The 18,874-nt window shown below is 61.2% G+C and carries 21 protein-coding genes; 7 read left to right on the top strand and 14 right to left on the bottom strand.

Going from position 1 to position 18,874, the window contains the following annotated elements:
• Positions 1 to 43 precede the first annotated feature (43 nt).
• On the top strand, positions 44 to 1,147 hold the full coding sequence (locus tag AT699_RS28645; protein WP_058207516.1) for a glycosyltransferase: 1,104 nt from the start codon (positions 44 to 46) through the stop codon (positions 1,145 to 1,147).
• 764 nt (positions 1,148 to 1,911) lie between these two features.
• On the opposite strand, the gene AT699_RS31295 is transcribed toward AT699_RS28645, so the two are convergent.
• Positions 1,912 to 2,322 (bottom strand): DUF4148 domain-containing protein, encoded by a 411-nt coding sequence (locus AT699_RS31295; RefSeq protein ID WP_081247813.1) that lies wholly within the window; start codon positions 2,320 to 2,322, stop codon positions 1,912 to 1,914.
• Positions 2,323 to 3,352: 1,030 nt separating this feature from the next.
• On the opposite strand from AT699_RS31295, the gene AT699_RS28640 reads away from it, so the two are divergent.
• From AT699_RS28640 to AT699_RS28625, 4 genes are read left to right on the top strand one after another with little or no spacing between them, the layout of a single operon-like run.
• Positions 3,353 to 3,739, top strand: a complete 387-nt coding sequence (locus AT699_RS28640) for a thioredoxin family protein (RefSeq protein WP_058207651.1) — start codon at positions 3,353 to 3,355, stop codon at positions 3,737 to 3,739.
• Complete coding sequence (locus AT699_RS28635; RefSeq protein ID WP_058207515.1) at positions 3,739 to 4,467, top strand: cytochrome c biogenesis CcdA family protein; 729 nt, start codon at positions 3,739 to 3,741, stop codon at positions 4,465 to 4,467. The genes AT699_RS28640 and AT699_RS28635 overlap by 1 nt, the downstream gene beginning before the upstream one ends.
• A gap of 46 nt (positions 4,468 to 4,513) precedes the next feature.
• Complete coding sequence (locus AT699_RS28630; RefSeq protein ID WP_058207514.1) at positions 4,514 to 5,290, top strand: YiiX/YebB-like N1pC/P60 family cysteine hydrolase; 777 nt, start codon at positions 4,514 to 4,516, stop codon at positions 5,288 to 5,290.
• Positions 5,275 to 5,847: a carboxymuconolactone decarboxylase family protein gene (locus tag AT699_RS28625; protein ID WP_058207513.1), complete on the top strand. Its 573-nt coding sequence runs from the start codon at positions 5,275 to 5,277 to the stop codon at positions 5,845 to 5,847. Before AT699_RS28630 ends, AT699_RS28625 begins: the two co-directional genes overlap by 16 nt.
• 43 nt (positions 5,848 to 5,890) lie before the next feature.
• On the opposite strand, the gene AT699_RS31765 is transcribed toward AT699_RS28625, so the two are convergent.
• The 13 genes from AT699_RS31765 to merT all read right to left on the bottom strand — a co-directional run bounded on the left by AT699_RS31765 (position 5,891) and on the right by merT (position 16,321).
• Positions 5,891 to 6,094 (bottom strand): SAM-dependent methyltransferase, encoded by a 204-nt coding sequence (locus tag AT699_RS31765; protein ID WP_232254258.1) that lies wholly within the window; start codon positions 6,092 to 6,094, stop codon positions 5,891 to 5,893.
• Between the two features lie 142 nt (positions 6,095 to 6,236).
• The gene (locus tag AT699_RS28620; protein WP_058207512.1) at positions 6,237 to 6,692 is read right to left on the bottom strand and encodes a DUF302 domain-containing protein; all 456 of its coding nucleotides are present in this window, start codon (positions 6,690 to 6,692) and stop codon (positions 6,237 to 6,239) included.
• Between the two features lies 1 nt (position 6,693).
• Positions 6,694 to 7,215 carry a DoxX family protein gene (locus AT699_RS28615; protein ID WP_232254259.1) on the bottom strand — a complete coding sequence of 174 codons (522 nt, stop codon included), beginning with the start codon at positions 7,213 to 7,215 and terminating at the stop codon, positions 6,694 to 6,696.
• Positions 7,208 to 7,996 (bottom strand): HvfC/BufC N-terminal domain-containing protein, encoded by a 789-nt coding sequence (locus AT699_RS28610; protein WP_058207511.1) that lies wholly within the window; start codon positions 7,994 to 7,996, stop codon positions 7,208 to 7,210. Before AT699_RS28610 ends, AT699_RS28615 begins: the two co-directional genes overlap by 8 nt.
• The gene (locus AT699_RS28605; RefSeq protein WP_058207510.1) at positions 7,980 to 8,609 is read right to left on the bottom strand and encodes an MbnB/TglH/ChrH family RiPP precursor modification enzyme; all 630 of its coding nucleotides are present in this window, start codon (positions 8,607 to 8,609) and stop codon (positions 7,980 to 7,982) included. The genes AT699_RS28610 and AT699_RS28605 overlap by 17 nt, the downstream gene beginning before the upstream one ends.
• Before the next feature lie 54 nt (positions 8,610 to 8,663).
• A complete protein-coding gene (locus AT699_RS28600; RefSeq protein ID WP_001138070.1) occupies positions 8,664 to 11,630 on the bottom strand; it encodes a Tn3 family transposase in 2,967 nt (988 codons plus the stop codon).
• Between the two features lie 2 nt (positions 11,631 to 11,632).
• Positions 11,633 to 12,193 carry a recombinase family protein gene (locus tag AT699_RS28595; protein ID WP_003124096.1) on the bottom strand — a complete coding sequence of 187 codons (561 nt, stop codon included), beginning with the start codon at positions 12,191 to 12,193 and terminating at the stop codon, positions 11,633 to 11,635.
• 130 nt (positions 12,194 to 12,323) lie between these two features.
• Positions 12,324 to 13,313, bottom strand: coding sequence for a DUF3330 domain-containing protein (locus tag AT699_RS32515; RefSeq protein WP_058207509.1), 990 nt, complete (start codon positions 13,311 to 13,313; stop codon positions 12,324 to 12,326).
• The gene (gene merE, locus AT699_RS28585) at positions 13,310 to 13,546 is read right to left on the bottom strand and encodes a broad-spectrum mercury transporter MerE (protein WP_003132004.1); all 237 of its coding nucleotides are present in this window, start codon (positions 13,544 to 13,546) and stop codon (positions 13,310 to 13,312) included. The genes AT699_RS32515 and merE overlap by 4 nt, the downstream gene beginning before the upstream one ends.
• Positions 13,543 to 13,908: a mercury resistance co-regulator MerD gene (merD, locus tag AT699_RS28580; protein ID WP_000995360.1), complete on the bottom strand. Its 366-nt coding sequence runs from the start codon at positions 13,906 to 13,908 to the stop codon at positions 13,543 to 13,545. Before merD ends, merE begins: the two co-directional genes overlap by 4 nt.
• A gap of 17 nt (positions 13,909 to 13,925) precedes the next feature.
• Positions 13,926 to 15,611, bottom strand: coding sequence for a mercury(II) reductase (gene merA, locus AT699_RS28575; protein ID WP_003156770.1), 1,686 nt, complete (start codon positions 15,609 to 15,611; stop codon positions 13,926 to 13,928).
• A 71-nt stretch (positions 15,612 to 15,682) separates the two neighbouring features.
• Positions 15,683 to 15,958 (bottom strand): mercury resistance system periplasmic binding protein MerP, encoded by a 276-nt coding sequence (gene merP, locus AT699_RS28570; RefSeq protein WP_003131987.1) that lies wholly within the window; start codon positions 15,956 to 15,958, stop codon positions 15,683 to 15,685.
• Between the two features lie 12 nt (positions 15,959 to 15,970).
• The gene (merT, locus tag AT699_RS28565) at positions 15,971 to 16,321 is read right to left on the bottom strand and encodes a mercuric ion transporter MerT (RefSeq protein WP_006224622.1); all 351 of its coding nucleotides are present in this window, start codon (positions 16,319 to 16,321) and stop codon (positions 15,971 to 15,973) included.
• Between the two features lie 71 nt (positions 16,322 to 16,392).
• Here merT and AT699_RS28560 point away from each other — a divergent pair, with 71 nt between their 5' ends.
• Entirely contained in the window at positions 16,393 to 16,827 is a 435-nt protein-coding gene (locus tag AT699_RS28560) for a mercury resistance transcriptional regulator MerR (protein ID WP_003131969.1), read from the top strand.
• 41 nt (positions 16,828 to 16,868) lie between these two features.
• Positions 16,869 to 18,788: a PhoX family protein gene (locus AT699_RS28555; RefSeq protein ID WP_231690637.1), complete on the top strand. Its 1,920-nt coding sequence runs from the start codon at positions 16,869 to 16,871 to the stop codon at positions 18,786 to 18,788.
• Positions 18,789 to 18,874 lie beyond the last annotated feature (86 nt).

The following is an 18,874-nucleotide window of genomic DNA, read 5'->3' as shown; positions in this document are numbered from 1 at the left end:
CCCAGCTATTCTTGATATCGTTTCTCGAAGAAGCGCCGCGCGCATGAGCGCGCTTACTTCCAGGCCCCTGCGCGTCATTCATTCGGAAGCCGCTACCGGCTTTGGTGGTCAGGAGCATCGCGTACTCAAGGAGATGCGGGGCATGCGCGATCGCGGCCATCACATGGAGGCGATTTGCCAACCCGGGAGTGGACTGTCCCATCGCTTAACTGACGAAGGGTTCAAGGTATATACGCTTCCCATGGATGGACCCGTCAATTATGTCAGGAGCCTCTATCGCATTCGGCGGCTTCTTGCCGCGGGTCGGTACGACGTTATCAACACGCATAGTCGGCGCGACACCGTCATCGCGGCAGCAGCGGCACGTTTGGCGGGCACCCCGTTAATCGTGCGTACCAGGCATCTGGCAAAGCCACCTGGCTCGCTCTGGAGCTATACAGGGCTCCCCCACAAGGTGATCGCAATTAGTGAATACGTGACACGGCAACTCCTTGCCCGTGGCGTGCGGCCAGGGGACCTGGATACCGTGTTTACCGCGGTGGCGCCGTTCGCGCCTGCGACTCAGTCCACACTGCGTGCCGAGCTGCACATCAAAGGCGATGCCCTGGTGGTCGGCTGCGTCGGTCATTTGCGTCCTCAGAAAGGGCATCGCTTGCTGCTGACGGCGATTGCTCCCTTGTTGACGGGGAGGGCGGACAATCACCTTGTTGCTGCGGGGGAAGGGTCGGAGCTTGAAAGTCTGAAAGAGCAAGCGAGGGCCCTCGGGTGCGAGGGTCGGGTCCACTTCCTGGGGCGTCGCAACGATATCGAAAACGTCCTGTGTGGATGCGATATTTTTGCGCTGGCTACCGAGTTCGAGGCACTTGGCACGTCATTTATTGAGGCCGCGGCGAGCGGTCTTCCTGTGGTCGCCACATCTGTCGGAGGAGTTCCGGAGGTAGTAAAGCACGGCCAGACGGGTCTGCTCGTTCCGTATGGCGATGTTCATCAACTGCGAGACGCCATCGGCGTATTAATGGCGGACAGAGCCCTTCGGGAACGTATGGGTAAGGCCGGAGAAGCCTACATTCGCGGCGAAAGCAAGTTCACGATCGGTGGGATGTCTGAACGCGTAGAGGCCGCATACATGCGTTGGTTAGCGGGCTAATAGGTCGGCAGCCGGGCAGAGGAATGCCAAGCTCCGCCAGGCGCCCAATCAAGAGTTCTGAGTAGTCGTGCCACCGTACACGACTAACATGGCACTATCCGTCGTGTCCCAGTCGTATCCCCTAATGCTCTCCCCACGTCCATTTCCTGATGTCGAGAGAGCTTGTATATGTCGGAGCGGGGTCAAACGTCGCTGCGGGTGTAGTGCGTGGAACTCGCACCGGTTTCGTTGTAAGAATTGAATCCCAGCGCGGCTATGTCATCTGCCAAAGAACGCCGCAACGGACTCGAAGTTGAGCGTTCCACCCCTGGTGCTTCCCGGTCTGCTCGCTGGTCATCTTTCCCCGGCTGGCGTCAAGCGGAAATCGTTGCCACGCTAGGCGGCCGATGGCGCTGCCGCCCCATATCGGTCAGCGCGGGTTGATCTTTCCTGCCCAACGCCAGAGGCACGCGCCTGCGGAACGAAGGGGTGTGGAAGACGCCTTCGCTTGGTATTGGATTCGACGAGAGCGAGGCGATTCTAAGGATCAGCTCCCGGGTGCCATCGATTCCGTCTGAAAAGAAGCATTGGGATTGTGGCTTGCTCTAGCACTGATACAGCGCAGGGGCGGCTTGAAAGGATGCCATCATGCGGATTACCTCCTGGCCTCGCCTCGGGTATGCCAGGCTTCAGCTGATAGATCGAACCAGCCCAACCCGGCGGATGGTCTTTCTCCTGGGTCCGCCGTGCCGAGGCCAGGCGGACCCGTAAGCAGGACATGTGCTTTAGCAACGTGACGGGTCAATCGGAATGTAGCTGGCTTGATAGTCCAGTTCGCCGAAAGTGTAGGAACCCTTTTCGTGGGCGGCGACCGCGGCGTTCCGAACTTGCTCGCGGGACATCGAGCTTGCCGTACTTGTAGACAGCGGGAATTCAAGTTCGCCGAAACTTACTTGCCCACGCGCTTTGGCGACTTGTAGTTCAGCCGTAACCTGACTACGGGTCAGCGTGCTAGCCCGGTAGGTGGTGGGTGGATAGTCAAGTTCACCAGAACTTACTTGGCCAGCAGCTTTAGCCGCTTGCAATTCAGTCGCGACCTGGGCTCGAGTCAACGAGCTACCGTTGTTGTCCTGGGCAAGGGCGACAGTGGCGGTCAGGCTGGCGGAAATAAGCAAAAGGGATGCGAGGTTTTTCATGATGCGCTCCTTTAAGGTTGGAAACACAGGGCTGGCGATGACGAATATCCGTTCATCGCAACAGGTCCCCGAAAGAAATATCGAGTCGTAATGACGGAGATACTCCTCCTCCAATAGAGGGCTAAAGCATGCTAAGGGGTTCGCGGCTGCAGAGACATATCGGCGTGTGCAGCTAGCGCTAGCAGGCATGCTGGACTTCGCCGAAAATACGCGCGGGCCACGTACTCAGCTATGGGGCAGACACGGACGCGAGCCACGTACCGCGCGGAACAATTCTCTGATTTTTCCGCCTGGAGTCTGATATTTGATCCACACTACTGACGCCGCTGAAATTTCGGACTTGCGACAATTCAAGGTCCTCTACAAGCGGTGCGCTCGCCTCGCCGATGGATGTGACGGCGATCATGGCCAAACGTGGTCACGTCTGGCAGTACGGATCTCACCGAAGCCCGACCGCGTGCCAGTTCGGAGGCGCGGGCGGGAAGGCGGGTCACTTCGGCGTATCTGCACTCTAGAGGCAGGGCTACAGAAGGTCCTGCCGCATTCGCCTGAACTGTTGCGACGATCCTGCTTGGATGTTGATTACTGGGCCTTTCTCTCATCTCGGGCGCGAAGGGCCTCAATCAGCCCGGCGAGCCAACAGGCGGGACATCCCCGCATGAAATAGATCGCCAATCCGACAAGGCCAGCTGCCGGCCAATAGTGTGGCGTTAATAGAATTGCTCCGACAATAGCTGCAACTGCCAGGGCACCGCGGACCAATTGCGCCGTTACTGAGGTACTGCAATACATGAGGGGGCTCCGTTCGTTGCTGTGGGTTCCTACTAAGAGAGGAGTCACCCACTAAACGGTTCGCACAATGGCCTATTGAGCGACGCTCGACGAGGAATGACCATCGGACATCGTTCCCACACATCATTATTCATCCACAACGCGAACCATTTTTGGCGTCTTAAACCTCTATTGAGAGGAGGGGGCTTTCAACTACGGGGCCAATCCTTCCCAATTGCTCAAAGAGAGGCTTGCTGACATGAAGTTCCGTTCATCTATCACCATTCTTGCCCTTTTCGCATTCGCTGGTATCGCCACCGCCGGGGAGATCAAGCCATTCAGCCAAACGGAGTTCGACCGCCTTACGCAAGCCGGCCGGCCCGTGGTGGTGGACGTCACCGCGACGTGGTGCCCCACCTGCAAGGCGCAGAAGCCGATCTTGGAAAAACTGATGAAGCAACCTGCCTACAAGGATGTGAGCTTGCTGACCGTGGACTTCGATAGCGAAAAGGGTGCCGTCCGGGCCTTCAAGGTCACGATGCAAAGCACGCTCGTGGGTTTCAAGGGCACCCAGGAAGTGGCCCGCACCGTGGGTGACACCACCGAGACTGGCATCGAGGGCCTGATTCAGGAGACCATGCGGTGATGACGCTCGGCCTTGGCTCCTATGGCTTTGGCCTGCTCGCGGGGGTGGTCTCCACACTCTCGCCCTGCGTCCTGCCCATTGTGCCGATCCTGATTGGTTCGGCGATCAACTCCCATCGGCATGGGCCCTTGGTTCTGGCGGCTGGACTTGCACTGTCCTATGCCATTGTCGGTACGGCGCTGGTCTGGGCAGGTGCTTCGCTTGGCATTGACACTACGATTTTTCGTGGCTTGGGCGCGACCGTCCTGGGGTTGCTAGGAGTGGTGCTCATGTTCAGCGCTCTCCAGCAGCGTTTCTCATCGCTGACCTCAGGCATCGGCAACGCCGGAAATAACTTGCTCTCTCGCATCCAGCTGGACGGGCTGCCGGGGCAGTTCGTGGTGGGGCTGGTTCTTGGCGTGGTCTGGAGTCCCTGCGTGGGGCCGACGCTTGGAGCAGCCATCGTCTTGGCCAGTCAGGGCACGAACCTGGCGCAGGCAGGTTCGATGATGGCGGTGTTCGGCGTCGGTGCGGCATTGCCCCTGGTGGCGCTGGCCTATGTGTCGCGCACCGCCTTGGGCCGCACGCGATCCAAGCTTGTGCAGGCCGGCAAGGTCGGGAAAGTCCTGATGGGTGCCGTCATGCTTGCCCTTGCAGTGCTGATCTTGACGGGCGCCGACAAGCTAATTGAAGCATGGCTTGTCGAACATTCGCCGGCCTGGCTCACACGATTAACGACGAGGTTCTGAACCATGTTCCGCCCAAAGTTCACCTTCATTTCGACCGAGTGACACCATGGGACGCATCTTGGACGGTCTCGCGCGCCGCTGTGGGCAAGGACTGAGCCGCTACCTCAGTCAGCCCCACCACGCGCATAGCGTTGCGCCACCGACCGATCCAGATATTCTCATGACGTGCCTGCGGTCCGGCGACGTTCTGCTGGTGGAAGGCCAGAGCCGGGTCAGCGTTGCAATCAAGTACCTGACCCAATCCACTTGGTTACACGCGGCGCTGTTTGTCGGCACGACCGACAGACCGGCTGATGCCGAAGGGCTGCCCCGTTGCTTTCTTGAGGCCGATCTATGTGAGGGCGTGCGTCTGGTCAGCGTGACGGAGTTCGCCGGTCTGCATACTCGTGTCTGTCGGCCTGTGGGCCTGACCGCTGCCGAGATCGACACCTTGATCGGTACGGCGATGGCCCGTTTGGGCCATCAGTACGATTTGAAGAATGTGATCGACCTGGCCCGATACCTTCTGCCCACGCCACCAGTGCCTGTGCGGTGGCGCCGCCGCATGCTCGGTCTTGGCAGCGGCGACCCCACCCGCGCCATCTGCTCGACGTTGATCGCCCAAGCGTTCCAGTCGATTCGCTATCCGATCTTGCCGTTGATTGAGATCGCGCCGTCGCAGGACGCGACGTGTCGCGGCTGTATGGAGGAGATCCTTCATGTGCGGCACCACAGCCTGTTCGCCCCGCGCGACTTCGACGTCTCGCCCAACTTCGCCATCATCAAACCCAATCTGGAAGCCGGAATACTTCCGCATAGGAGCACGCCATGCACGCCAAACTGACACTGCCTCTTCTTACCAAAGACACCGTCCCTGCAAAGAGTCGCGAGTTTCTGAGCAACGCGCACAAGACGCAGGGATTCGTTCCCAACATGTATGCGGAAATGGCCCACTCCCCTGGCGTGCTCTCGACCTACCTCCATGGCTACGACTGGTTTCGCAAGGAGTCTGGTTTTACGCCGGCCGAGCAAGAAGTCGTGTTGCTGGTCATCAGCCGGGAAAACTCCTGCCATTACTGCGTAGCTGCCCACAGTATGATCGCCGAGAAGGTGTCGAAGGTACCAAAGCAGGCAATTCAAGCAATCCGTGAGGGCACAACGATTGATGATCCGAAGCTGCGTATCCTTGCCGCGTTGGTCAAGGACATGGTCCAAACACGAGGCAACCCATCCGACGAAAGTTTGCAGGCATTCGCGGAAGCAGGCTACAGCGAGCAGCAGGTGCTACAGATCGTGCTCGCCATCGCAGTCAAGACGATTTCGAATTACACCAATCACCTTTTCGATACGACTGTGGATGCAGCCTTCGCGTCTTACGCACTGCCAGCACAGACAGAATAAAGGCAGCTCCCATGCTACGGCGAGAGCCGTCGAGACGCTGTCATTAGAACGTAGGAAGCGCCCGCGATCCCAAGCCGTGACGCGTTGTCCACCATAATTTGGGCTGATTGTCCCAGCCGTGTTTGCGCGCCGCTGCGCGCGCCTCCAGCGCGTTCTTTAAACTGGCGTCGATGCCGGTAACGCGGACGCCGAATGCTTCAGCCAAAACCAAGGCGCTGTCACCTTTGCCGCAGGTAATGTCGAGCACGTGCGATGAGGCGTTTAACCTCGTCAACCGACCAAGGCGCTTGGTCGTCTCAGCACCGCCAGGATGCAATGAAGCGGCAAGCCGGCGGAGAAAAGCAGGTTCTGCATTGCCCCAAAGGCGAGGCCAAGATGGGCGAGTGCGCTCATTTCTGAATTGCCTCCTGCGTCATGTCGCCCAGCGCCGTTGACATATTTGCCACGATGGAGCCACAGTTGGCGACACCGTGGCGCGACGCGAGATACTTCGGATCGTTGTAGGCAATCCAGACTTGCCCGGTCGCGTCTTCCCAAGCCAGCGCCTTGAGCGGCAAGTCGATGCCGGCAGTTTGCGCGCATTCCATCAGGGGTGTGCCACCCTGTGGATTGCCGAACACCAGAAGTTCGGTTGGCCGAAAGTCCTTACCGACCTTCTTCGCGCCCTGCGCGTGATCCAGGCGCAGGAAGATGTTGAGACCGCGGGATTTGGCGGCCGTCTCGAAGCGGTCAACCGTCTCCTTGACGCTGTACGGGCTCCGTACCGAAATCATGCCATCGGCGGCTCCGGCCCCCGAAGCAAAGCAACATGCCATCACAAGGGATGTGGCGCGTAGTGCAAGCATACTAACCTCCTGATCTGGGCGAAGCTTGGCGACGTTCCAAGAAACCGCGAATCCAATGATCGAGCGATAGGCGGCCCGGCCCGATGGCGATCAGCGCAATTGCCATCGTCGCCCAGGGCAAGTGGAAGTTCGCCCATCCGTCCGGCACGATGAGCTGGATCACCGCAGTCATGCCGAGCAGACCCAGGGCGCTCAGGCGTGTGCCGAGGCCGAGAATCAGCAAGATCGGCAAAATGATCTCGGCCGAGCCACTGGCGAAGGCAAGCATATACGGAGCGGGTAAGTCATAAACCTGCCCGAAGAGGTGTAGCTTGAATTCCTCTTGGAACAGGAAGCTCGCGGCCGGGGACAGCGACAGAAAGCCGTCCCATTTGGTGAGGCCGGACTTGAAGAAGGGCAAGGCTAGCGCCACCCGAAGGAACAGGGGCGCGGTCATGCCGGCGATTTTTGACAACCAGTGCAATCCACAGTTGGCCGAGCTGAGTATTCCAGGCCAAGCTTTCACCGTTTCAATGTTACTCACGATTTTTCTCCCCTGCTTCCCATTCGAAGCTAACAAAAGCGCCCATCTGGATCAGTTCCCGCAGGTTCTGCGACAGGTCGAAATCGACGTCTGTGGCGAGGGCTGCTTCCGTGGCATGCGCTAGCGTCAGGCCTTGGCCGAGCGTAGCCACGAAGTCATAGCTCGCGGGGAGTACCTGGCGCACGTCCACCTCGGCGTCGGGCCGCAGCACCATCGTGTCCTGCGCTTCAGAGAGGTCAACGGGTGCCAGCGTTCCATCTGGCGCGTTCATCCGCCAGACCGTGAAGGCAGGGTAGGGCGAACGCACCAGGCGCACGGAGGGGTGAAGCCCGAACCGCAGCATGGGTGCCTGGTCAGGTCGTACGCTTGCGAGAGTGCGGTGCGCTAAGGGTTCTGCGTCGCGCTCGTGATAGGCCTCGGTTGCCGCATGCTCAATTCGAGCGACATCGGCCAGATAAGGTAAGGGCGCGGCGGGCGAGAACGCGGCGATGAAATCCGGAAACCCGGCACCGTAGTGCAGGAGAACCGGAGAGTCGGGCAGATTGGTGACTACGAAAGCACGTGCCATCGCTGTAAAAAACTCGTCTCCGACAAGCCTTTCGACGCAGGGAAAGTTCGCCCGTAGTGCTTCGATCAGCCCGACAAAGACATTGTTCGTGTATACCGAAAAGCGCTGGTGACTGCGCTCTCCATCCGGCCCGACTATCCCGACCGGCATCGCCCTATCGGTATCGAGCAGCGCCTTCGCGAAATCTCGCTGGCGTTCATCCAGGGGTAGCATAGCTGCGCTCCTGTGTAGACAAGAGGTTCCGCATCAGCCCATCAGCCCGTGCAGCTTGTGCCTGAAGCTCATGCCATTTAGGGATCTTGGCGTCCCATTCGATCAGCGTCGCCACTGGGCCCGTATACGTAATTGTTCGTCGAAACAGCTTCCAGACTTCCTCGTCGACGAGCTGGTCATGCGAGTCGATCAACAAAGGGCGCCCTTTTTCATCGACTTGGCACGAATGGCCAGCAAGGTGGATTTCTTGCACTGCGCCAAAGGGAAAATCTTGTAGATAGCCGAGTGCGTCCCACCGTTGGTTCGTGCACGCCACATAGACGTTATTGACATCGAGCAACAGGCCGCATCCGGTCCTGCGGACGATCTCGCGGATAAAAGCCGCCTCGCCCCAGGTGCTTTCCTGAAACTGGACGTAGGTGGCAGGGTTCTCCAGGAGCATCTGTTGCCCCAGGAACGTTTGCACTTCATCAACGTGCTGGCAAATGCGCTGAAGCGCTTCATTGGTATACGGCACCGGCAGTAGGTCATCCAAGTATCCGGCGTCATGCGAAGACCAGGCGAGATGCTCGGAAAACAGACCGGGTTCGTAGCGTTCGATAAGTGCCTTCAACCGCCTCAGATGGCTTTGATCGGGGTCGCCTCAGAAAACGGAAAATAAAGCACGCTAAGCCGGTTGCAGCGGTCGTAGCGGCCTGAACTTGCCCGCGCCGATCTTGGCGCTGCTGCGCCAGAGGTAATCGCCGGTGAGGTTGATGTGCTCCCAACCGAGCGGCGACAGGTACTGCAACAGCGCGTCATCAACGGCATGGCCGTTGCCACGCAGCGCGTGCGCAGCCCGTTCCAGATAGACCGTGTTCCACAACACGACGGCAGCCGTTACCAGATTGAGGCCGCTAGCCCGGTAGCGCTGCTGCTCGAAACTGCGGTCGCGGATTTCACCCAGGCGGTTGAAAAACACTGCCCTGGCCAGCGCATTGCGCGCCTCGCCCTTGTTCAGGCCGGCATGCACGCGGCGGCGCAGTTCCACGCTTTGCAGCCAGTCCAGGATGAACAGCGTGCGCTCGATGCGGCCCAGCTCGCGGAGCGCCACGGCCAGGCCGTTCTGGCGTGGGTAGCTGCCGAGCTTTCGGAGCATCAGGGAGGCCGTCACCGTGCCCTGCTTGATCGAGGTGGCCAGCCGCAGGATTTCGTCCCAATGGGCGCGGACGTGCTTGATGTTGAGCGTGCCGCCGATCATGGGTTTCAGCGCGTCATAGGCGGCGTCGCCCTTCGGGATGTAGAGCTTGGTGTCGCCCAGGTCGCGGATGCGCGGCGCGAAGCGGAAGCCCAGGAGGTGCATCAGGGCGAAGACGTGATCGGTGAAGCCCGCCGTGTCGGTGTAATGCTCCTCGATCCGCAAGTCGGACTCGTGGTACAGCAGGCCGTCGAGCACGTAGGTCGAATCGCGCACGCCGACGTTCACGACCTTGGTGTGAAATGGCGCGTACTGGTCAGAAATGTGGGTGTAGAACGTCCGCCCTGGGCTGCTCCCGTATTTCGGGTTGATGTGGCCGGTGCTCTCGGCCTTGCTGCCGGTGCGGAAGTTCTGGCCGTCCGACGATGAGGTGGTGCCGTCGCCCCAGTGCTCGGCGAAGGGATGGCGGAACTGTGCGTTGACCAGATCGGCCAGCGCCGCCCCGTAGGTTTCGTCGCGGATGTGCCAGGCTTGCAGCCAAGCCAGCTTGGCGTAGGTCGTGCCGGGGCAAGACTCCGCCATCTTGGTCAGGCCCAGGTTGATCGCGTCGGCGAGGATCGTGGTCAGCAACAGGTTCTTGTCTTTGGCCGGGTCGCCCGATTTCAGATGCGCGAAATGCCGAGTGAAGCCCGTCCATTCGTCCACCTCCAGCAGCAGTTCGGTGATCTTGACGTGCGGCAGGATCATTGCCGTCTGGTCGATCAGCGCTTGGGCGGTGTCGGGTACCGCCGCGTCGAGCGGCGTGATCTTCAAGCCTGACTCGGTGATGATGGCGTCCGGCAGCTCGTTGGCCGTCGCCATACGGTTGACGGTGGCAAGCTGTGTTTCCAGCAGCGTCAGCCGGTCGTTCAGGTACCGGTTGCAGTCGGTGGCCACGGCCAGCGGCAATTCGCTGGCCTGCTTGAGGCTGGCGAATTTCGCGGGCGGCACCAGGTAGTCCTCGAAGTCCTTGAACTGGCGCGACCCCTGCACCCAGATGTCGCCGGAACGCAACGCGTTCTTCATCTCCGACAGCGCGCACAGTTCGTAGTAGCGCCGGTCGATGCCGGTGTCGGTCATGACCAGCTTCTGCCAGCGCGGCTTGATGAACTCGGTCGGCGCGTCGGCGGGCACCTTGCGGGCGTTGTCGCTGTTCATGCCGCGCAGCACCTCGATGGCGTCGAGCACGTCCTTCGCGGCGGGAGCGGCCCGCAGCTTGAGCACGGCAAGGAATTCCGGCGCGTAGCGGCGCAGCGTGGCGTAGCTTTCGCCGATGCGGTGCAGGAAATCGAAGTCCTCGGGCTGCGCAAGCTTCTGCGCTTCGGTGACGCTCTCGGCGAAGGCATCCCAGGACATGACGGCCTCGATGGCGGCGAACGGATCGCGGCCCGCCTGCTTGGCCTCGATCAGCGCCTGGCCGATGCGGCCGAACAGCCGCACCTTGGCGTTGATCGCCTTGCCGGACGCCTGGAATTGCTGCTGATGCTTGTTCTTGGCGGCGTTGAACAGCTTGCCCAGGATGCGGTCGTGCAGGTCGATGATTTCGTCGGTGACGGTGGCCATGCCCTCGATGGCAAGCGCCACCAGGGTGGCATAGCGTCGCTGCGCCTCGAACTTGGCCAGGTCGGCGGGCGTCATCTGGCCACCCTCACGGGCGATCTTGAGCAGGCGGTTCTGGTGCACCGACCGCTCGATGCCAGAAGGCAGGTCGAGCGCCTGCCACGCTTTGAGGCGTTCGATGTGTTCCAGCATGTGCCGCGAATTCGGTTTGACGGGCGATTGGCGCAGCCAGGCCAGCCAGGTCGTTTTGCCGTTGTCCCGACGCTTGAGCAGATCGTCGAGGCGGCGGCGATGCGCGTCCGACAGCGGTTCGGCCAAGGCATCGTAGATGCGCCGGTTGGCGCGGGTGATTGCTTCGGCGCTCGCCCGCTCGACGGCGTTGAGGGCAGGCAGAATGACCGACTGCTGCCGCAGGTGCTCGATCAAGGTGCTGGCCAGCACGATGCCCTTGTCGGTCTGCAAGGCCATCTCGGTCAGCAACTGGACGGCCTGCCGGTAGTGGCCCATGGTAAAGGGCTGGAAGCCGAACACCGTTTGCAGTTCGACCAGGTGCTCGCGCCGGGTCTGCTCCCGCTGCCCGTATTCGTCCCAGCTTTCGACGCTGACCTTGAGCTGGTCGGCGACCAGTTTCAACAAGGGCGGAAACGGCGGCTCATCGACGCCCAGGATGACACCAGGAAAGCGCAGGTAACAGAGCTGCACGGCGAAGCCCAGCCGGTTGGCCGGGCCGCGCCGCTGCCGGATGATGGAGAGGTCGGTTTCGCTGAACGTGTAGTGACGGATCAACTCATCCTTGGTGTCCGGCAACGCCAGCAGGCTTTCGCGCTCGGCGGCGGACAGGATTGAACGACGTGGCATATTTACTGATCCGTTCTCAAGTATTGATACAGGGTTTCGCGACTGATTCCGAATTCACGAGCCAGCTTGGTCTTTTGCTCGCCAGCCTCGACACGTTGGCGCAGTTCGGCAATACGCTCAGACGACAGGGATTTCTTCCTGCCACGGTAGGCCCCGCGCTGCTTGGCGAGCGCGATGCCCTCGCGCTGCCGCTCGCGGATCAAGGCGCGTTCGAACTCGGCGAACGCGCCCATTACCGACAGCATCAGGTTCGCCATCGGCGAGTCCTCGCCGGTGAAGGTCAAATGCTCCTTAAGGAACTCGATGCGTACGCCGCGCTGGGTGAGGCCCTGCACCAGGCGGCGCAGGTCGTCGAGGTTGCGCGCCAGACGATCCATGCTGTGCACCACGACCGTGTCGCCTTCGCGCACGAAGGCGAGCAGCCGTTCCAGTTCGGGCCGCCGTGTGTCCTTGCCCGACGCCTTGTCGGTGAACACTTTATCCACCTGGATCTGTTCGAGCTGCCGTTCTGGGTTCTGGTCGAAGCTGCTGACGCGGACGTAACCGATGCGCTGACCGTGCAAGGTATCCTCCTGAGGGAAATGTGTCAGGAAGAAATCTATGACCCTTGACGGCGTATGTCAATCAATTCGGAAGGCAACTCTATTCTGACGATTTAGCGCCGGATGGTCTGACGCCAAGTTAGGGTATGCCTCAATCTGACGGTAGCGAGTCGCAGGCGTTCGGATCGGCATCGGTTTCGTTCCCTGTCTTGGCACGCGCTTCGAAGCGTTGATAACACTCCAACCCGCAGAAGTGCTCGACGTATTCCGCGCCTTCCGGGGTGAAGGCGGCATCGAGCGGGATTTCCTTGCAGCACACGCAGCAACTGGTGGTGGTCGAGTCACTTGCATTCATGGTGGCACCCCTCCATTGACTGACGAAGACGGCGAATGCCGCCGCCGGCATTGGCTTCGCGAACAGGAAGCCTTGTCCTGTGTCGCAGTCCGCTTGTCGCAATAGATCAAGACTCGCCGATGTTTCCACGCCTTCAGCCACCACATCCATGCCCAGCCCGTGCGCAAGCTGAATCACGGTGTGCACGATGGTTTGGTCGCGGCGGTCGTTGGCGAGCCCGGCGACAAACGATTGGTCGATCTTGAGCGTGCTGATTGGGCAGCACTTCAGATGTTGCAGACAGGAATACCCCGTCCCGAAGTCATCGGCGGCGAAGCGCACACCGATCTGCCGCAAGGCGTCCAGGGCGGGGAAGATCGCCGGATCACCAAACGCGAACGATTCGGTCAGCTCGATTTCGAGATACTCGGCGGGCAACTCGGCATCAGCCAGCACGCCCTTTACCCACCCGTCGAAGTCCGGTCCCACTTGGCTCGCCGAAACATTGACGGCCAGCCGGAACGGTCGCCATGCCAGCATTCGCCAGTCACGCATCTGGCGGCAGGCTTCGCCCAGCACCCAAGCGCCGATTTCAGGCATCAGGCCGGACGATTCGACCACGGGCAGGAACTGGCCCGGTGGCAATAGTCCAAGCGTCGGATGACGCCAGCGCAACAGGGCTTCCGCGCCGACAATCCCACCACTGCGCAGATCGACGACGGGCTGGTAGTGCAGTTCAAGCTGCCCGCGCTCGACCGCTTGGGCCAGTTCCGGCGTCGTCCATCCATCCGGCCGGAAAGCGCTCATTCTCTTTCCCTGAATGCCCGCAACGCCCGCGACAGGGACAGAAGGAACAGGCCGGTCAAACCGAGCGCCGCGATGACCCAATGCTCGCCGAGGAAAGCACCGGCGGTTGTGCCGGCCAGCACGACAGCGAGGATGGGCAGGTGGCAGGGGCAAGTCAGCACAGCCAGTCCGCCCCACAGGTAGCCGGTGATCGGTTTGTGCGTCTCGGACGGCAAGCGCTCGGGGTTGTTCATGGCAGACTCTCCGCGTGCTGTGCCGGCTCGGTCGGCAGGGTGGCCAACTGCACTTCCAGATCGGCCAACGCTTCGCGCCGACGCTCGACGAACTGACGCAGCAGGGCAAGCTGCGCGGCCGCTTCGTCGCCGTCCGCCGCATCCAGCGCCCGGCACAGCCGCGCCAGCGCGTCGAGGCCGATGCCCGCCTCGAAGGCCGCCCGCACGAAGCACAGCCGTTGCAAGGCGGCGTCATCGAACAAGCCGTAGCCGCCTGGTGTGCACGCCACCGGGCGCAGCAATCCGCGCAGCAGGTAGTCGCGCACGATATGCACGCTCACCCCGGCATCAAGAGCCAGCCGGGACACCGTGTAGGCGTTCATTGAACACCTCCTTTTTCTCACCCGGCGCAGCAGGAAAGCTGCTTCACATCCTTGTTGAAGGTCTGCGCCGCGAGCTTCAACCCCTCGACCATCGTCAGGTAGGGGAACAACTGGTCGGCCAGTTCCTGCACCGTCATGCGGTTGCGAATGGCCAGAGCCGCCGTCTGGATCAGTTCACCCGCTTCCGGCGCGACCGCCTGTACGCCGATCAGCCGATGGCTGCCTTCCTCGATAACCAACTTGATGAAGCCGCGTGTGTCGAAGTTGGCGAGCGCACGCGGCACGTTGTCCAAGGTCAAGGTGCGGCTGTCGGTCTCGATCCCGTCGTGGTGGGCTTCCGCCTCGCTGTAGCCCACGGTCGCCACTTGCGGATCGGTGAACACCACGGCCGGCATTGCGGTCAGGTCGAGCGCCGCATCGCCGCCGGTCATGTTGATCGCGGCACGGGTGCCGGCCGCTGCCGCCACATAGACGAACTGCGGCTGGTCGGTGCAGTCGCCGGCCGCGTAGATGTTCGGGTTGCTCGTGCGCATGCCTTGGTCGATGACGATGGCACCTTGCGCATTGACAGTGACCCCCGCTGCGTCCAGCGCGAGGCTGCGCGTGTTCGGTGTCCGACCGGTGGCAACCAGCAGTTTGTCGGCGCGCAATTCACCGTGCGTGGTGGTCAGCACGAATTCACCGTCCATATGGGCGACCTGGCTGGCTTGCGTGTGCTCCAGCACCTCGATGCCCTCGGCACGGAAAGCGGCTGTCACCGCCTCGCCGATGGCCGGGTCTTCACGGAAGAACAAGGTATTGCGCGCCAGGACCGTGACCTTGCTGCCCAGCCGGGCAAAGGCTTGCGCCAGCTCCAGCGCCACCACCGACGAGCCGATTACGGCAAGGCGTTCGGGAATGGTGTCGCTCGCCAGGGCCTCGGTGGAAGTCCAGTAGGGTGACTCTTTCAAGCCCGGAATCGGCGGGACCGCCGGGCTGGCACCCGTGGCGACCAGGCAGCGGTCGAACATCACGACGCGCTCGCCACCCTCGTTCAAACGGACGGTAAGGCTCTGGTCGTCCTTGAAGCGCGCCTCACCGTGCACAACGGTGATGGCCGGATTACCGCCCAGGATGCCTTCGTACTTGGCGTGCCGCAGTTCGTCGACGCGGGCCTGCTGCTGGGCCAGCAGCTTACTGCGGTCAATCGTAGGCACAGTTGCCGCAATACCGCCATCGAACGGGCTTTCCCGGCGCAGATGGGCGATGTGGGCGGCGCGGATCATGATCTTGGACGGCACACAGCCGACATTGACGCAGGTGCCGCCGATGGTGCCGCGCTCGATCAGCGTGACCTGCGCGCCTTGCTCGACGGCCTTCAGCGCCGCCGCCATCGCGGCTCCACCGCTGCCAATGACCGCTACCTGCACCGGGGGCTCGTTGCCACTGTGCTTTTCGGCGGCGGCCATCCATCCCCGCACCTTGTCGAGCAGTCCGACGCGGTTGTCCGCCAGTGGCGCATCGGCTAGCGTTGCCTTGTAGCCCAGTCCGGCCACGGCGGCAGTCAGCGCGTCCGGCGATGTGCCCGGCACGATGGCGAGTTGCGCTGTGCCCTTCGGATAGGACACCAGCGCCGACTGCACGCCTGGCACTTTTTCCAGCGCTTCCTTGACGTGCGCCGCGCACGAGTCGCAAGTCATGCCGGTGATTTTTAGATGGGTCATGCAACAGATCCTTTATCGTTTGTGGCGCCAGACCATGACGTCCGTTGTGCTGCGGTGCCGTTTTCAGTGACTCACTGCTTGACGCTGGACGGATAGCCCGCGTCTGCGGTTGCCTTGGTCAGCTTCTGCACGCTGGTCTTGGCATCGTCGAAGGTGACGACCGCTTGGCGTGTCTCGAAAGTCACGTCAACTTTGCTGACGCCTTCGACCTTGGAAATCGCCTTCTTGACAGTGATCGGGCAGGCGGAGCAGGTCATGCCCGGTACGGACAGCGTGACGGTCTGGGTGGCGGCCCAGACGGGGGCAACAACGGCGGCGAGGGCGAGGGAGGCAAACAGTTTCTTCATGGTGAACTCCGATCAGTAGAAAAATGGCATGACGTAGGGAAATCCGAGCGCGACCAGAACCAGCGCGGCCACGATCCAGAAAATGAGCTTGTAAGTAGCTCGCACTTGGGGAATCGCGCAGACCTCACCCGGTTTGCAGGCCGCTGCCTGCCGGTAGATGCGCCGCCAGGCGAAGAACAACGCCACCAGCGCCACGCCGATAAAGATGGGGCGATAGGGATCCAACACCGCCAAGTTGCCGATCCAAGCGCCGCTGAACCCCAAGGCGATCAGAACCAACGGCCCGAGGCAGCAAGCCGAGGCGAGGATGGCGGCAAGCCCTCCAGTGAAGAGCGCGCCGCGCCCGGTTTTTGGTTCAGACATGCGCTTGTCCTTTCGAATTGAAATTGGATAGCGTAACCTTACTTCCGTACTCATGTACGGAGTCAAGCGATATGGAAAACAATTTGGAGAACCTGACCATTGGCGTTTTCGCCAAGGCGGCCGGGGTCAATGTGGAGACCATCCGTTTCTATCAGCGCAAGGGCTTGTTGCTGGAGCCTGACAAGCCCTATGGCAGCATCCGCCGCTATGGCGAGGCGGATGTAACGCGGGTGCGCTTCGTGAAATCAGCCCAGCGGCTGGGCTTCAGCCTGGATGAGATCGCCGAGCTGCTGCGGCTGGAGGATGGCACCCATTGCGAGGAAGCCAGCAGTCTGGCCGAGCACAAGCTCAAGGACGTGCGCGAGAAAATGGCTGACCTGGCGCGCATGGAGGCCGTGCTGTCTGAGTTGGTGTGCGCCTGCCATGCGCGAAGGGGGAACGTTTCCTGCCCGCTGATCGCGTCACTACAGGGTGGAGCAAGCTTGGCAGGTTCGGCTATGCCTTAGCGTGCTTTATTTTCCGTTTTCTGAGACGACCCCTCTATGGCTTGGGTGACCCGCTCGCTGAGGGGGTGCTTGCCTACAAGAACGATGGCACGGACAACGATTTCGACAAGCGTGCTGGTGACCACCACGATGGCATGGAATGGTTCGGCCTTGGTGCTGACAACCGGCCGTCGGCAAGCTCGACGGATCGCGGGCTGCTGGCGGTCAACCATGAGGCCACGACGAACGAAGGGCTCAGTTCGTTCTTCCTGCATGCAAATGGGGGCACGAATACGCTACCCCGGCCAGCCGCCGAGGTTGACAAGGAGATCGCCATTCATGGAGTGTCGGTTGTCGAGGTAAAGAAAGCCGGCAATGCCTGGGGTACGGTTCCCGATTCGTTGTTCAATTTCAGGCTCACGGCGCTTTCCGAAGTCGAGATCGCCGGCCCCGCCCGAGGTAACCCGCTGCTGGTGACGAAGTACTCGCCCGACGCGACGCGTACGCGCGGCACGCTCAACAACTGCGGCACGGGAAAGACCCCTTGGGGCACCTTTCTGACTGGCGAGGAAAACTGGTACGGCTATTTCACGCGAGACGCTGCGGACGATGCCGCCCGCGGGAATGACAAATCTGTCACCTCGCTTCGGCGCTATGGACGCAATCAAGGCGCTGCGTCGCGCCACGGTTGGGAATCGGCCGGCGCGGACGATCGATATGCTCGCTGGATAATCAGCCAGTCTGGCGCGTCGGCTGACGGTAGCGATGACTACCGCAACGAGATGAACGGCCAGGGCTACGTCGTCGAGGTGGATGCTTACGACCGCAGCAGAAAGGCGAAAAAGCGCTCGGCTTTGGGCCGGTTTGCCCATGAATCGGCCGCTTTCCGCACGGCAGTCGCGGGTCAACCGATCATCGTATATATGGGCGACGACGCTCGTGGCGAGTACCTCTACAAGTGGGTCTCGTCGGCCAATTGGGATCCCGCGGACGCAGACGCGATCAGTCGTATCTCTGTGGGCGACAAGTACCTTGATAACGGCACACTATTTGCGGCCCAGTTCTCAGAAGATGGCACCGGCTCGTGGTTGGAACTGTCGATGCAGAACTCGGCGGTCAGCGGGTATGCGACCTACCCCTTTTCCGATCAGGCCGATGTGGCGGTCAATGCCCGGTTGGCGGCCGATGCCGCCGGTGCAACTAAGATGGATCGGCCCGAATGGTGTGGCGTGAACCCCGCGAACGGCGAACTCTATTGCACGTTGACGAACAACAGCAGCCGCCGCGTTGATCCCACCGGCTCGCAGTATGAGCCCGACTCCGCCAATCCTCGCGTGTACACCGATATGAAGGGTGGCGCTAGCCAGTCTGGCAACCCCAACGGACACATCATTCGTATCAAGGAATTGGCAGCGGCCGGTGATGGCGATCGCTTCGAATGGGATGTGTACCTGTTCGGCGCGCAAGCCGACGCCGATGTCACGACCGTAAACCTGTCCAGTCTTACCGATGACCAGGACTTTTCAAGCCCGGATGGTCTGGTGTTCAGTGCGGTAACGGGTCTGTGCTGGCTGCAGACCGATGACGGCGCCTACACCGACGTGACCAACTGCATGATGTTGGCCGCGCGCCCCGGGCAGGTTGGTGATGGGGCGAAGAAATCCCTGGCGTATCCCGAGGGGGACGGCAGCACGCTTACGGTGGATACCTATGTCGGTAAGCCGCCAGCGCCAGAGCAGCTCAAGCGCTTTCTGGTGGGTCCGGTTGGATGCGAAATTACGGGATTCTGCGAAACCCCTGATGGCAAGGCCATTTTTGTCAACATCCAACATCCTGGCGAAAACACGGACCAAGCCAACCTCGCTGATCCTTCCAAGTACACCAGCCAATGGCCAAGCAATGCTGGGTATGGAGCGGGCAAACGACCCCGCTCCGCGACGATCGTGATTACGAAGGATGACGGCGGCCGTATCGGAACCTGATACCCAAAACCATAAGTAGGGCCAACATCGTCGATTCGTCGACGACTTTGCGGGGCGATGCTGGGGGGCTGGCACTCGCCCCAATT

Source organism: Achromobacter xylosoxidans, assembly GCF_001457475.1.
Classification (GTDB): domain Bacteria; phylum Pseudomonadota; class Gammaproteobacteria; order Burkholderiales; family Burkholderiaceae_B; genus Achromobacter; species Achromobacter xylosoxidans.
The sequence above is the reverse complement of the archived record's forward strand: the minus strand, read 5'-3'. Positions and strand labels throughout refer to the sequence as shown.